This window comes from Chishuiella changwenlii, assembly GCF_900142565.1.
GTDB classification, from domain to species: Bacteria; Bacteroidota; Bacteroidia; order Flavobacteriales; family Weeksellaceae; genus Empedobacter; species Empedobacter changwenlii.
The window spans coordinates 199257-213293 of the sequence record NZ_FRBH01000006.1 but is presented as its reverse complement, the minus strand read 5'-3'; the positions used below and the strand labels follow the sequence as shown (position 1 = coordinate 213293).

The window sequence follows — 14037 nt, the reverse complement described above, 5'->3', positions numbered from 1 at the left end:
ATCACTAAATTTGCTCAGTTAGTAAAAGAAATTGCTATGCCATTTAAAATTGAAAACATTACAAATAGTAAAAAAATCCCAGTATGGCTAATGCTCCTTGTTATCTTTTTATGTTATACAAGTATGTATGCTGTACGAAAATCTTTTTTAGCTGGACAGTATAAAGATCTTTCAATAGGTTTTGAAATAGATTCAAAAATCATTTTAGTTATTAGTCAAGTTCTTGGTTATATGATTTCAAAGTTTATTGGGATAAAGATTATATCCGAAATGAAAAAAAATAAAAGAGCAGTTTGGCTTATCAGTTTTATTTCTTTTAGTTTATTAATGCTTGGTCTTTTCGCCATTGCTCCTCCTAAGTTAAAAGTACTTGCACTATTTCTTAATGGATTACCCTTGGGAATGATATTCGGTTTAGTCTTTTCTTATATAGAAGGGAGAAAAAATACGGAATTACTTGCAGCAGCTCTTAGTGCTACCTTTATATTTTCTACTGGTTTTGTAAAAACTATAGGTCTTATTTTAATGCAGGATTTTAATATAAGTGAATATAATATGCCATTTGCTACAGGACTTATATTTTTTCCGATATTTTTAATTTCAGTGTATATTCTAAATAAAACCTCATCGCCTAGTATAAGCGATTTAGAATCTCGCAAACAACGAGTACCCATGCATAAAGAAGATAGGAAAGCTTTTATAAAACACAATGGGTTGGGTTATTTTGGTTTAGTAGGTATATATATACTACTTACTTTAATGCGAGATTTTAGAGATAATTTTATTGTAGAGTTCTGGGCAGAAATGGGCTTTAAAGGCACACCAGAAATTGTTACTTTAACCGAAATACCTATCGCTATTATTGTACTTCTTATTGCAGCGACTGGCACATTAATACGAAAAAACAAAATTGCATTTAATACAAGTATGTGGTTCACTGCTTTAGGAGCTCTAATTATTATTGTAACAACTGTATTATTTGATAAAAATATGATATCACCAGTATTCTGGATCATTACATCTGGGATAGGTATTTACTTACCATATATTTTATTTCATTGTATGATATTTGAAAGACTAGTAGCATTACTTCATTTTAAAGGAAATGTAGGTTTTCTATTTTACACAGCAGATGCAATGGGATATTTAGTAAGTGTAGCAGTTTTATTTTTAAAAGAAATTATCACATTTAAACAAAGTTGGGGAGTTTTCTTTACAAAACTTAATCTACAAACAGCTACGCTAATGCTTTTGTTAACCATAGTGACCCTGTGGTATTTTAATCGACGCTTTACAAAACAACAATTATATACGCTTAAAAATGAATAAAAAATATGATTTAATCGTTATTGGTGGTGGAATTCTAGGGACTTTTCATGCTTACCATGCATTACAAAAAGGTTTAAAAGTTGCATTAATAGAAAAAGATGCTCAACCACTTGGCGCTACAGTGCGTAATTTTGGTCAAGTTGTTCCAAGTGGAATGGATAGTAAATGGCAAAATTATGGTAGAGAAAGTCTTAAAATATACAATCATATTCAAAATAAGTTTGATATCTCAGTCCGTAATAATGGCTCTGTATATTTAGCTTCTAATCATGAAGAAGTCCAACTTATAGAAGAACTATCAATTATTAATAAGAATAATGGCTATGAATCGCATCTACTTACCAAAGCACAATGCCTTGAAAAATATACTGGATTAAAGACAGATTATATTAAGGCAGGTTTATTTTTTCCGCAAGAAATAACCATAGAACCCAATTTAATGATTAATAAACTGTTGGATTATCTTACAACAGAAAAAGAACTCGATTATTTACCAAACACAAAGGTAATACATTGCGACATTTGGGACGATGAAGTTGAAGTTGAAACAAGCAAAGGCGAAATTTTAAAATCATCTAAAGCAATCGTTTGTTGTGGTTCTGAGTTTAAGACACTTTATCCTACTGTTTTTGCCGAAAGCGATTTGCAAGTCACGAAACTACAAATGCTACAAACTAAACCCCAACCAAATTATAAATTAAATGGCTCTATACTTACTGGTCTATCTATCCGTCGTTATGAAGCCTTCTACGAATGTCCTTCTTTTAAAATGATAAAAGCAAAAGAAGATCCTAATTCTTTCGAAAAAAAATGGGGTGTTCACATACTTTTTAAACAAGCAACAGATGGTTCTATTATACTTGGTGATTCTCATGAATATGCTGATGCTAAAGACATTGATAATTTAGGATTTGATTTACGTAATGAGGTTGATGATTTTATGATAAATGAAGCAAAGAAAATTTTTGATTTACCTACATATGAAATTCAAAAAAGATGGTTTGGTATCTATTCTCAATCTAAGGAAAATGACATTTTTAATCATACAATAGATCAACACATTCATATTATAACAGGAATTGGTGGTAAAGGAATGACAGGAAGTGCAGGTTTTGCAAAAGAAAATATTAATAAAATTTTTAATTTTTATTAAATGATAGATATAAAGATGGTTGTACTCGATATGGCTGGTACAACGATAAACGAAAATAATTTAGTTTACAAAACTGTTCAAAAAGCAATTAATGAAGAGGGTTTTAATGTTTCACTGCAAGATGTATTAGTACATGGTGCTGGAAAAGAAAAACACAAAGCAATAACAGATATACTTACTTCTTCTACTAATTTGGAGAATATAACTGATATAGCCAATAAAGCATTTACTAATTTTAAAATTTTACTCGAAAAAGCATATGATGAATGTGAAATAACAACTTTTAATGGTATGGAGAGATTCTTTAGTATTTTAAGAGAGCACAACATTAAAATCGTATTAAACACAGGATATGATAGTAAAACGGCCAATAAACTTTTAAAAAAACTTAATTGGAAAGTTAATAATCAGATAGATGCACTCATTACCGCAGATGATGTAGAAAATGGAAGACCTTTTCCAGATATGATAGAAATGGCGATGCAAAAATTTGACATTACAAATGCCTCTTATGTATTAAAAGCAGGCGATTCTGAGATTGACATTCTAGAAGGTAAGAACGCCAAATGTGGAATAACGGTAGGTGTATTAAGTGGTGCTCAAAATGAGGAGCAATTAAAGGTTGCAAAACCAGATTATATTTTAAATGATGTTACAGAACTAAAAACAATATTATTTAGGTAAGTGTTTTATTAAAATTATTTTTAAAAAAAAATTGATAATCCGTCATTTCAAGTGAAGTTCGTTAGAATTTTGTATCGAGAAATAAGTAAGGATTAATCGATTTTCCTGTCTAAGTTCTCGATACAATTTTTCTTCATTCCATTTCGAAAAACCACTCGAACTGACAGAAAATAGTTTTAAAAACTTCATTCCTCTTTTTTAATAAAAAAATATAAAACTAACATTTTACAAGATACATTACCTCTATTAATAGGGACATGTGGAATACGTCCATCAAAGAATATAGAATCTCCTTCATTTAAAATGACTTCATCTTCACCAATAACGTAAGAGCATTCGCCTGTAAGAATATATTTAAACTCGTAAGCATCTGTCTCTACTTTATCTCGTTTACAATTGGGTTGAATTTCAAGTAATGCGGCTTCAAAACCGATAGAAGATTGCTGTTTTCCAAAGATATATTTGTATTCAAAACCTTCTGCTGAATCTTCTTTTTCTATTGAAAGATTGTCTTCTTTACGTGAAACAATAAAAGACTTCATATCCGATTTTGGTAGACTCTGAAAAAAATCAGATACTTCAATTTTAAGTGCTTGTATAATACTTAATAAAACTGGTAATGATGGTATTGTACGACCATTTTCTATTCTAGAAATAAGTCCATTACTCACATCAGCATCCGTTGCAATAGTATGAATTGTTAAGTTATTTTTTTTACGGATTTCTTTTATTCTTTTTCCTATACCAATCAGATAATCTTCCATTTCTTTTTATTAGAATGACTCAAATTTCATAAAAATACTTGACTTATTCAACAGAACATTATCTTTTTTAGATTGGAGATTGGAGATTGGAGATTGGAGATTGGAGATTGGAGATTGGAGATTGGAGATTGGAGATTGGAGATTGGAGATTGGAGATTGGAGATTGGAGATTGGAGATTGGAGATTGGAGATTAAATTTATAGAAGCTCTAACAACACTATCAAACATAGTATATTAAATCTTTCTTAATTTGTACATCGACTTTGTACAACAAAAAAAGCTGTTTTCATTTTATGAAAACAGCTTTTTTATTTGTGATCCAGTCAGGATTCGAACCTGAGACCTACTGCTTAGAAGGCAGTTGCTCTATCCAGCTGAGCTACTGGACCAATCCAAAATTTTATTTCTAAAAATTTGTCGGGGTGGCAGGATTCGAACCTGCGACCTCCTGCTCCCAAAGCAGGCGCGATGACCGGGCTACGCTACACCCCGATTGGTCTAATTATATTGCGGAGAGACAGGGACTCGAACCCTGGCATCGGTTACCCGATGACAGATTAGCAATCTGCTCCGTTACCACTCCGGCACCTCTCCTTCGTTTCTTAGACGAACAACTAATTTGTTGTTTGAAACGGTTGCAAATATAGAATGTCTTTTATTGCAAAACAAGTCTTTTTTGAAAAAAAATTAATTTTTTTGGCTTAATTTTGGCTTGTATAAAAGGAATATAGAACTAAAATAATGAATGTTAAAGGATTAATATTTTCGGCAATTGCGAGTATTTTTATACTAACAAGTTGTGCAACAAGTAAAATACCACCAAAAGTAATTACAAAAGTAATTAGAGATACGGTTATCATCAACTCTAAAACGGAGCAACCAGAGATGACTCGTGCTGCAAAATTAGATAATTATAAAGTGACTACGGATTATTATCCTGCAATTTCGCAAGATAATCGTGTTCGTTTTTTAATTTTACACTACACAGCTATTAATACCGATTTATCTTTAAAAGTTTTAACACAAAAAGATGTAAGTGCTCATTATTTAGTAAATGATTACGATGATAAAGTAATTAACTTGTTAGTTGATGAAACAAAACGTGCTTGGCATGCTGGAATTAGTAATTGGAAAGGTCTTGATAATTTAAACTTCTCTTCTATCGGAATTGAAATTGTAAATCTTGGAAACAAAGGAAATGATCTATCTCCTAATTATACACCTTATCCAGATTATCAGATTAAAAAAGTTGGAGAATTAGCACAGGATATTGTTAAGCGTTATGCTATTTCACCTGTAAATGTTATTGGACATTCTGATATTACTCCTGGAAGAAAATTTGACCCAGGACCACTTTTCCCATGGAAAAGATTATACACAGAATATGGTGTTGGTGCTTGGTATGATGATGCTGATAAATTATTATTTATATCTCAATATCCTTGGGATACAACAAGTAGTGTATTTATAACTCAATTTCAGACAGATTTAAAGAAATATGGTTACAATGTTCCAACAAATGGAATGATAGATACACAAACTAAAAATGCTATTGTTGCTTTTCAAATGCACTTCCGTCCAGAAAAATACGATGGTGCAATAGATGCTGAAACATGGGCTATCTTAAAAGCATTAAATAAAAAATATAATCCTTAACAACAGATTATAATATAATTTAAAAAACGCTCAACAAATGTTGAGCGTTTTTTTTTGACATTATTTCATTTAACACAAAAGCAATAATTTGATTGATTACTCTACATTGTTTTTTTTAGATAAAACAATGTAATTTTTATTTCTTTTTACAATTATTGTTAAAATATTTGTATGACATATTTTAAAAAACTATCTTGGCAAAAAATGATTAATTTTTATGATTTAAATCACTGAATAATAATTTATTACAATACAATTAATTATTTTAATTTAATTTGCAAAAAATACAAAAACAACAAATCTATAAAGTACAATATTTTCTCTACACACCTCTTAAAATCTATTTCAACTCAACTATAAATAATCAATATGACAAAAAAACAATTACCCTTATTATTTTTACTGATAGTAAGCAGTGCTAACGCGCAAGTAAAAATAACTGATTCTAAAAATAATCAGATTAACACAAATGCTATACTCCATTTAGCGAGCGAAAATAACAACAAAGGTTTTCTTTTACCAAGGTTAACACTTAGTAATGTTAATTCTCCATCACCTTTAACTGCACATGTTTCTGGTATGGTTGTTTACAATACTGCAACAGTTACTGGAGTTAATGGTGTGCAACCAAGTATTTATTTTAACGATGGTACAAAATGGATAAAGCTAACAACCAAATCTAATAGATTAGGAGATTTAAAAAACAGTTTTGGAACAACAGATACAAATGGCTGGTATTTACTAAACGGACGTGCGATTTCTACATTACCAACAAATGCTAGAGCTGTTGCACAAAAAATGGGGTTTACGACTAATCTTCCCAACTTAACAGATAGTTTTCTAAAAAATAAATCTAATTCAGAAGCGATGAATTCTATTAACGGAAATAATAGTTTTACAATTGTACAAGGTAATTTGCCAAATGTTAGTTTTACTGGTACTACTTCTGCTGTAGGAGATCATACACACACTTATTTAGATAATCCAGCTACAACGATTGGCACAGCCTCGGGATCTGGTAACCCTGTAGCAAATAATGCAAACTCTAATTTAACTACACAATCTGATACACACTCGCATACTATAAGTATGCCTTTAGGAGGAAGTAATGCACCTGTTGATTACAGACCAAAGAGTATTGCTACAAATATTTTTATCTACTTAGGAACTGAAGCATAAAAAACTATACAAATGAAAAATACATCTATAATTATTTCTCTTTTTTGCCTTTTAACTATCAACGTAAATGCGCAAGTAGGCTTAGGTACTCAATTGCCAAATACCGCTTCTATTCTAGAAATTAATACAACCAACAAAGGTATTTTATTCAATAAATTGCAACTTACTTCAACCAATAGCCCTTCTCCACTTTCTAATCATCAAGAAGGTTTATGGGTTTACAATACAGAATCTGCTGGTACAACACCAAATGAAGTTTATCCTGGTCTTTATTATAATGACGGTACAAAATGGATATTATTAAGTACAGATATTTCTCATCCAAGAATAGGAGACATAAAAGCGAATGTAGCTGCAACTGAACATAATGGATGGTATTTGTTAAATGGACGTGCAGTTTCTACATTACCAACAAATGCCAGATTAAATGCAATCAACATCGGAATTATAACAAATTTACCTGATTCAACAGATCGAATTTTAAAAGGGATTGCTGCAACTGAAGTTTTTGCAATAACGGGAGGTAATAGTAATATTGTGCTTACTCAAGCTAATCTACCCAATATAACTTATAGTGGTAGTGTAAATTCAGTTCTAGATCATACACATAATTTCACGAGTTACGCCAATTCTACTTGGAACCACAATAATGGTAGTGCTTTAGCACTAAGAAATTTAGCAACCGAAACAAGAACTACAAATCCAGCAGGAGCGCATAGTCATACTGTTACTATTCCTACAGGAGGTACAGCAACTCCAATTGTTAATTATCCAAGAAACCTTACAACTCAATATTTTATTTATTTAGGAAACTAATCTATTATGAAAACAATTATAACTATTATTCTTTTTATAAGCGCTTTAACTACTGTATATTCTCAATTATTAATTTCTGATGAAAGCACATCAAGAGCTGTCGATAGTAATGCTATTTTAGAATTAAGTACTAATAGCGCTTCTAAAGGTTTATTATTACCTTATGTAAATTTAGCCTCAGTAACAAATGCTACACCACTACCTTCTCATATTACAGGGATGATTGTCTATAACATTAATACTTCTATTAATGATGATGTAAACACAAGTGTTTTTCCTGGTCTTTATCATAACGATGGTACAGCTTGGCAAAAATTAGAAGTTGAAACGCCTGCTTTTGGAGATATTAAATATTCCGCAACATCTAATGATCATGACGGATGGTATTTACTTAATGGGCGACTTATAAATACATTGTCTACAAATGCTTCTCAAAAAGCTACAGCCCTAGGTTTTACAAGTAATTTACCTAATGCCAATGATCATTTTCTTAAATACAAATCTACAACAGAAAATTTAGGACAAGTTGTTGGTGCTAATACTGTTCAATTAACACAATCTAATTTACCCAACATTACTTTAAATGGGACAACAAATTCTTCAACACATAGCCATGTCTATAATGAAAGAGGTACTGGTGTTTTGGTAAGTATAGAAGTTGGGAGTACTCGAAATTTAATAGATGATAACAATCAAATTAGAACTACAGGTGCAGCTGGAGGTCATACGCATACATATACGGTAAATTCGGGAGGAAGTAATACTCCTATTGCAATACAACCAAAATATTTAGGGGCGTATATTTTTATTTATTTAGGAAATTGATTGAGTATATAAAATTTGCAATTGAAGTTTTTTATTTTTTTTTTAGATAAATAATTTTAATTAGCTCAGCGTGTCATTCTAATTTCTATGACAAAACTAAATATTATGTTATAATAAATTTAGTTTAAGTTTGGTATGTCATCCTTGTCACATTGTGCTTGTCGAAATGTCGTTTCAGGATCTCATTTCGCTACAAATCATTGATAAGCTAAATTTATGCTTCGACAGGCTCAGAATGACAAATTTGATATTCGTTATTAGTTAAATTAATAATTTTAATATATTTTGTCTAAAGGAGCTTGTCGAAGAATAATAAAATGTTTCGACAAGCTAAACAAGACAGACTGTATAAAAACAATCTTATCAGAAATAAAAATTCAGAAAAATTAAACTAATTTTGAAGACTAATAATTCAGAAAATGGCTTTTAAAAGTTTACGTCCTATTATTTGGACAAAAGATTTACAAAAAACAACAAAATTCTATAAAAGTTTAGGTTTTAAAATTGAAGATCAGAATGAAGATTGGATATGGGCTTGTTTAAAGAAAGATGATGCAGAAATTATGCTTGCTTTTCCTAACGACGATGCTAACTTTAAACAAGCAGCTTTTACGGGTTCTTTTTATTTTGTGGTTGATAATGTAGATGAATTATGGAATAGTGTAAAAGATACGTGCGAAGTTGTTTACGAAATTGAAACTTTTGAATGGGATATGCGCGAGTTTGCTATATATGATAACAATGGATATGTCCTACAATTTGGAGAAGAAGTAAAGTTAACTTTTAACGATTAATAGCTTGAAAAAACAATATCATACACTTATCGCAGTTATCATTTTTCTTATTATTCCTATTCTGTTCCTTTTTCTAATTAACACAATGGTGAGTATAAAATATGAAACAGATGGTATAGAAACTTGTATTTCTTCCGTTACTGGTGAAAATTTATGTACCAAAGTATCTCAAATAAAAATTGGAATTTATATTGATTTAATTGTGCTAATTTTCTGGTTAGGACTAAGATCTTTCATTGTAAAAAAATAGGTATGAATTATTACGTAGATGAGACTTTTTCTCAAAAAAATTTTACGAAAGAAACGATTAATGAGTCTGAATATGAAAATTGTATATTTATAAATTGCGATTTTAATTCTACTGATTTAAGTAACATGAAATTTATAAATTGTGAGTTTATAGAAAGTAATTTAAGCAATGTAAAATTAAACGATACAAGTTTTCAGGAGGTAACGTTTAACGCATGTAAGCAGATTGGTTTTAACTTAGAAAACAGTAATCAATTTGGATTAAGAGTGTCATTTAATAAATGCATATTAAATGATTCTTCTTTTTACAATCTTCAATTAAAAAGAATTCTGTTTAAGAATTGTTCCTTACAATTTGTAGATTTTACGGATACTGATTTAAGCAATTCTTTATTTGATAATTGTAATTTTGAGCATGCTATTTTTTACAATACAAACCTAACACAAGCAGATTTAAGGACTTCTAATAATTTTATTATTAATACCACAGAAAATAAATTAAAGGGTGCTAAAATAGCGAAAGAAAATTTGATTGGTTTGGTTCAACATTTAGGAATAAAAGTCGAAGAATAAAATTTATTTTTTAATCTTTCTAAATGACTGTAATATTTTCTAGCACTAGCATTCTGAGCTTATTTCAGAAGCTCATTCTACCATACACTATCTTGAAAAGCTAAATTTCTAGTTTCTAATTTCTAGTTTAGAACTTAAAAACAAAAAGAACTGTATAAGTAGTTATACAGTTCTTTTTGTTTTTAAGTTTAATTCTTATTCATATTATTAATCTCCTAATCTAAAAATTACAACTTCAGTAGATCCTGCAAAAAGAGTCATACCTGTTCCTCCACAATTTCCAGACTGTCCTCTTCCAAGACGCATTTCCCAAGTTCTTGGAGCTGTTAAAGTTGTCGTATAACTAATTGTCCCTCCATGATTACTATTATTCCCTTCAGTATGAGAAGATGTACCATGAATACGTTGTCTGGTAGTAGAACCAACAATATCTACAGGAAAATCAACAAAGTAAGAGCTTATTGTGCAGCCAGCTATATTATGCGTTGCTTCATAAACAAATGTTATTTGGTAAGTTCCTGGTTGAAATGAAACTACACTTGTAGAAGTATTAAATGTAAGTCCAGGGATAACATTTTTCTGAAGATTAAAATTTACAATTTGTGATCCTCCAGCACCTGCACTACTCAAAAAATTTGTTATACTTGTAGGTAAAATAAAAATAGCTGGTGTGGGTATAGATAGAGCATTTGTTATATTATCTACTCGCTTAACATTATTTAATTCATCTAAAACTAAATATTTTCCTTCACTAACACTTCCTTGCTGCAAACCACTTAATCTCAATGTATTGGATAAAGAGGTTGTAATTGTAGTCGTGGGATCTGTTAATGTACCTCCAAGCTTAATTTTATTTTCAGAAATAGTCAATCCGTTAATTGCATCATCAGCATTTACACCTTTCATTTCTTGCCATAATGCCCCATTAAAATAATAATGTCCAGAAGTTGTTACATTTACAGTTTTTGGAGATGGTGTAACAACAGGAGCCGTAATATAAATGATAGAACCTATTTGAGCTGTTTGATATGCTCCGTCTTTCATTTTTAATTGTTCTCCTGTTAATTTAGGTGGAATAAATCCATCAGCTTGAGTAGTATTGGTTGGAGAAGAAGCTACTTCCAATGTTGCATTTGGGCTTGTAGTATTTACTCCCACTTGAGCATGTAACTGAATAGCTACAAAGATGCTTCCTAAAAAAAGGTAAATCTTTTTCATAATTCATATATTATAGGTTAGTTATATCAAATATATGAAAAATATTAAATAATTTTCCTTATATATATTATTGTTTTATAGATAAATAATTAAAATTTAAATAATTATAAAACATCTAAACCTAATTTTTATATATAAAATTAGATTGGTGTGTAGTAGGATATTATTTAAATAAATAATAATTAAAGACAATTAATTGATGATAATTAAGCTAAAAATAATATATAATTATTTTCATTTTTGATGATTTATTAATTCTAGAACTTTAGAAAACTTAGTAAATTTGGAAAATGAAAAAAACATTCTTAACTATATTTTCTGCTATAGCTTTTACAACTTCAGTAGTTATAAATGCTCAAGAAATTGAAGAACAACTTGTAGTAGAAAATCGTGTAAACGATAGCAAACAGCAGGAAAAACCATATGTTATTTTAATTTCTGCTGATGGTTTTCGTTACGATTATGCTGAAAAACATGACGCTAAAAACTTATTGGCATTAGCTAAAAGTGGTATAAAAGCAGATGCTATGAATCCTTCTTTTCCGTCTGTAACATTTCCTAATCATTATACTATTGTAACAGGATTAATTCCTCCTCATCATGGTTTAGTAGGGAATAGTATGTTCGATAGAAAAACTGGTGAACGTTATTCGCTAGGAAATAAAAGTGCGGTAACAAATCCTAAATGGTACGGTGGAACACCAATTTGGAATTTAGCAGAACAAAACAACATGTTATCTGCTTGTTACTATTGGCCAGGATCAGAAGCTGCGATAAATGGAAGTCTACCAACATATTCGTATAAATACTCAGAAAAATCGCCTGTAGATTTTCGTATTCAACAAGTTGTAAATTGGTTAGAGTTACCAGCAGAAAAAAGACCTCATCTTATTACATTTTATTTCCCTGAAGTTGACCACGCAGGACATTCTTATGGTCCAGATGCTAAAGAAACAAAAGAAGCAGTACAATTTGTAGATGAGTCTGTAAAAAAATTAAACGATGCTGTTACTAAAACAGGATTAAAAGTAAATTTTGTATTTGTCTCTGATCATGGAATGACAAGAATAGACAATCAAAATCCTTTAAAACTTCCAATTAAAATAGATGAGTCTAAAGTAGATGTTTCATCAAATGGTTCTTATGTAAGTTTATTTGTGAAAAATGAAAAAGATATAGAGTCTATTTACCAAGAAATAAAAGCTGCAAAAACTGAAAAGTTCGAAGTGTATAAAACTACGGATGTTCCAAAAAAATATAAATTCGATAAAAAGAACGATTATCATAACCGTATAGGTGATATCATTTTAATTGCGCATGCGCCAAGTTATTTTGCGAACAATAAAGCGCCAAATGGCTCGCATGGATTTTTGGTAGAAGAAACACCAGAAATGAAAGCTACTTTCTTTGCTTGGGGACCTAATTTTAAAACAGGAAAAGAAATTAAGACTTTTACAAATACAGCTGTTTACCCTATGATTGCAAAATTATTAGGCTTACCTATAACAGAAAAAATTGATGGAAATAATAAATTAGCAAAAGAGATTTTAAAATAATTCTCACATTACTATAAAATATAAAAAGCATCTCCAAAGGAGATGCTTTTTTTTGTACGAATTGAACAAAAGTCATTTCATAATAAGATATATTGTTATTATTTTTACTCCATCAAATTATCATTATGAAATATCTTTTGTTTTTAGCTCTAGCTTTTCCATTTTCAACTCTTTTTGCTCAACAGCTTTTATGGACAACTTCAGAAAAAAGTGGCGAAAAATATATTCCAATTAAAACTGTTAGTGATAAAGTTTTAGATTTCCATGAGCATTATAAATACTATTATGATGGATCTGGTTTTTCTAAAAATAGTTTTATAAAATCTTTCGAAAGTTCTAGCTCTTATAAAAAAATTTCTGACGAATCTGTTTGGGAAGAATTAAAAGAAATTGTTAAAACAATTAATACACCAACTGTTGTTGCTTTTAAAGATAATTTAGGAAATGGTTCTGTAGTTTTTGTAATTTTTATAAGTAAAGAAAATGTAGATATGTTAACATTCTCCAATAATCTTGAAGAGAATGCTATACTAACTAATTCATATAAAAAAGAGGAATTTAGAAAATGGTTTAATTCTTTCTTAAAATAAAAAACTAATAGCGTGATTAACGAATTACAACTACTTGAGAAGATTATTTTTAAACCAATAGATTTACAAATTACTGATGTCGTAAAAGACAAAGAATGCGAGGAATATTTAGGTTTTAATTTTAAGGTGAATGAATGGAATATAAAATTCAGAAAATCGAAAATAACGCCTAAAAAGGTTGGTCAATTTGTAACATTCTGGAAAAGGAATGAGGAAAAGCAAACAGAACCTTTTCATTTAAATGATGAATTTGATTTTTATATCATTGCTTCATTTGATGAAAATAATTCTGGCTTTTTTATTTTTCCTAAAGATATTTTAGCTAAAAAACAATTGATTAGTATCAACGAAAAAGAAGGTAAAAGAGGATATAGAGTTTATCCTAATTGGGTAAAAACGGAGAATAAACAAGCCCAGAAAACACAAGCATGGCAAGTGAACTATTTTGTGAATTTACACCATACTGATTCTGATATCATCAATAAAATTAATTCTATATTGAAATAAACTTGTTTTTCAAGTTTGGTATGATGTTTCGACAAGCTCAACATGACACTGTATATTGAACATCAAACTTTTACACCCAACCGAAAACTGTCAGTTCGAGTGAAATTCGTTTAGAATTTTGTATCGAGAACTTAGACAGTTTTA

At 29.8% G+C, this 14037-nt stretch carries 15 protein-coding genes and 3 tRNA genes; 13 read left to right on the top strand and 5 right to left on the bottom strand.

Annotated features, from left to right (window positions below; all coding sequences use genetic code 11):
• Nucleotides 1-36 precede the first annotated feature (36 nt).
• The 3 genes from BUA86_RS08815 to BUA86_RS08805 are packed head-to-tail and all read left to right on the top strand — an operon-like array spanning nt 37 to nt 3166.
• On the top strand, nt 37-1329 hold the full coding sequence (locus BUA86_RS08815) for a DUF5690 family protein (protein ID WP_072931829.1): 1293 nt from the start codon (nt 37-39) through the stop codon (nt 1327-1329).
• Nucleotides 1322-2482: a TIGR03364 family FAD-dependent oxidoreductase gene (locus BUA86_RS08810; protein WP_072931827.1), complete on the top strand. Its 1161-nt coding sequence runs from the start codon at nt 1322-1324 to the stop codon at nt 2480-2482. The genes BUA86_RS08815 and BUA86_RS08810 overlap by 8 nt, the downstream gene beginning before the upstream one ends.
• Nucleotides 2483-3166: a phosphonatase-like hydrolase gene (locus BUA86_RS08805; protein WP_072931825.1), complete on the top strand. Its 684-nt coding sequence runs from the start codon at nt 2483-2485 to the stop codon at nt 3164-3166.
• Between the two features lie 185 nt (nt 3167-3351).
• On the opposite strand, the gene BUA86_RS08800 is transcribed toward BUA86_RS08805, so the two are convergent.
• Complete coding sequence (locus BUA86_RS08800; protein ID WP_072931823.1) at nt 3352-3930, bottom strand: helix-turn-helix domain-containing protein; 579 nt, start codon at nt 3928-3930, stop codon at nt 3352-3354.
• Between the two features lie 72 nt (nt 3931-4002).
• On the opposite strand from BUA86_RS08800, the gene BUA86_RS16350 reads away from it, so the two are divergent.
• Complete coding sequence (locus tag BUA86_RS16350) at nt 4003-4125, top strand: hypothetical protein (RefSeq protein WP_280521935.1); 123 nt, start codon at nt 4003-4005, stop codon at nt 4123-4125.
• A gap of 120 nt (nt 4126-4245) precedes the next feature.
• Here BUA86_RS16350 and BUA86_RS08795 read toward each other — a convergent pair.
• From BUA86_RS08795 to BUA86_RS08785, 3 genes are all read right to left on the bottom strand, one after another.
• Nucleotides 4246-4319: transfer RNA gene (locus BUA86_RS08795), tRNA-Arg, on the bottom strand.
• Between the two features lie 28 nt (nt 4320-4347).
• Nucleotides 4348-4422 (bottom strand) — tRNA-Pro (locus BUA86_RS08790).
• An 18-nt stretch (nt 4423-4440) separates the two neighbouring features.
• Nucleotides 4441-4524 (bottom strand) — tRNA-Ser (locus BUA86_RS08785).
• 147 nt (nt 4525-4671) lie between these two features.
• Between BUA86_RS08785 and BUA86_RS08780 the strand changes: the two genes are divergently transcribed.
• The 6 genes from BUA86_RS08780 (at nt 4672) to BUA86_RS08750 (ending at nt 10022) form a co-directional block, all read left to right on the top strand.
• Nucleotides 4672-5586: an N-acetylmuramoyl-L-alanine amidase gene (locus BUA86_RS08780; protein ID WP_072931821.1), complete on the top strand. Its 915-nt coding sequence runs from the start codon at nt 4672-4674 to the stop codon at nt 5584-5586.
• 369 nt (nt 5587-5955) lie between these two features.
• The gene (locus tag BUA86_RS08775) at nt 5956-6765 is read left to right on the top strand and encodes a hypothetical protein (RefSeq protein ID WP_072931819.1); all 810 of its coding nucleotides are present in this window, start codon (nt 5956-5958) and stop codon (nt 6763-6765) included.
• A 12-nt stretch (nt 6766-6777) separates the two neighbouring features.
• Nucleotides 6778-7581 (top strand): hypothetical protein, encoded by an 804-nt coding sequence (locus BUA86_RS08770; RefSeq protein ID WP_072931817.1) that lies wholly within the window; start codon nt 6778-6780, stop codon nt 7579-7581.
• Between the two features lie 6 nt (nt 7582-7587).
• A complete protein-coding gene (locus tag BUA86_RS08765) occupies nt 7588-8406 on the top strand; it encodes a hypothetical protein (RefSeq protein ID WP_072931815.1) in 819 nt (272 codons plus the stop codon).
• Nucleotides 8407-8825: 419 nt separating this feature from the next.
• Nucleotides 8826-9200: a VOC family protein gene (locus BUA86_RS08760; RefSeq protein ID WP_072931813.1), complete on the top strand. Its 375-nt coding sequence runs from the start codon at nt 8826-8828 to the stop codon at nt 9198-9200.
• A 252-nt stretch (nt 9201-9452) separates the two neighbouring features.
• Nucleotides 9453-10022, top strand: coding sequence for a pentapeptide repeat-containing protein (locus BUA86_RS08750; protein ID WP_072931809.1), 570 nt, complete (start codon nt 9453-9455; stop codon nt 10020-10022).
• A gap of 207 nt (nt 10023-10229) precedes the next feature.
• Here BUA86_RS08750 and BUA86_RS08745 read toward each other — a convergent pair whose 3' ends face one another.
• Nucleotides 10230-11240, bottom strand: coding sequence for a hypothetical protein (locus BUA86_RS08745; protein WP_072931807.1), 1011 nt, complete (start codon nt 11238-11240; stop codon nt 10230-10232).
• 290 nt (nt 11241-11530) lie between these two features.
• On the opposite strand from BUA86_RS08745, the gene BUA86_RS08740 reads away from it, so the two are divergent.
• The 3 genes from BUA86_RS08740 (at nt 11531) to BUA86_RS08730 (ending at nt 13893) form a co-directional block, all read left to right on the top strand.
• A complete protein-coding gene (locus tag BUA86_RS08740; RefSeq protein ID WP_072931805.1) occupies nt 11531-12796 on the top strand; it encodes an alkaline phosphatase family protein in 1266 nt (421 codons plus the stop codon).
• Between the two features lie 125 nt (nt 12797-12921).
• Nucleotides 12922-13386, top strand: a complete 465-nt coding sequence (locus BUA86_RS08735; RefSeq protein ID WP_072931803.1) for a hypothetical protein — start codon at nt 12922-12924, stop codon at nt 13384-13386.
• 12 nt (nt 13387-13398) lie between these two features.
• Nucleotides 13399-13893 carry a MepB family protein gene (locus tag BUA86_RS08730; RefSeq protein ID WP_072931801.1) on the top strand — a complete coding sequence of 165 codons (495 nt, stop codon included), beginning with the start codon at nt 13399-13401 and terminating at the stop codon, nt 13891-13893.
• Nucleotides 13894-14037: the final 144 nt, after the last annotated feature.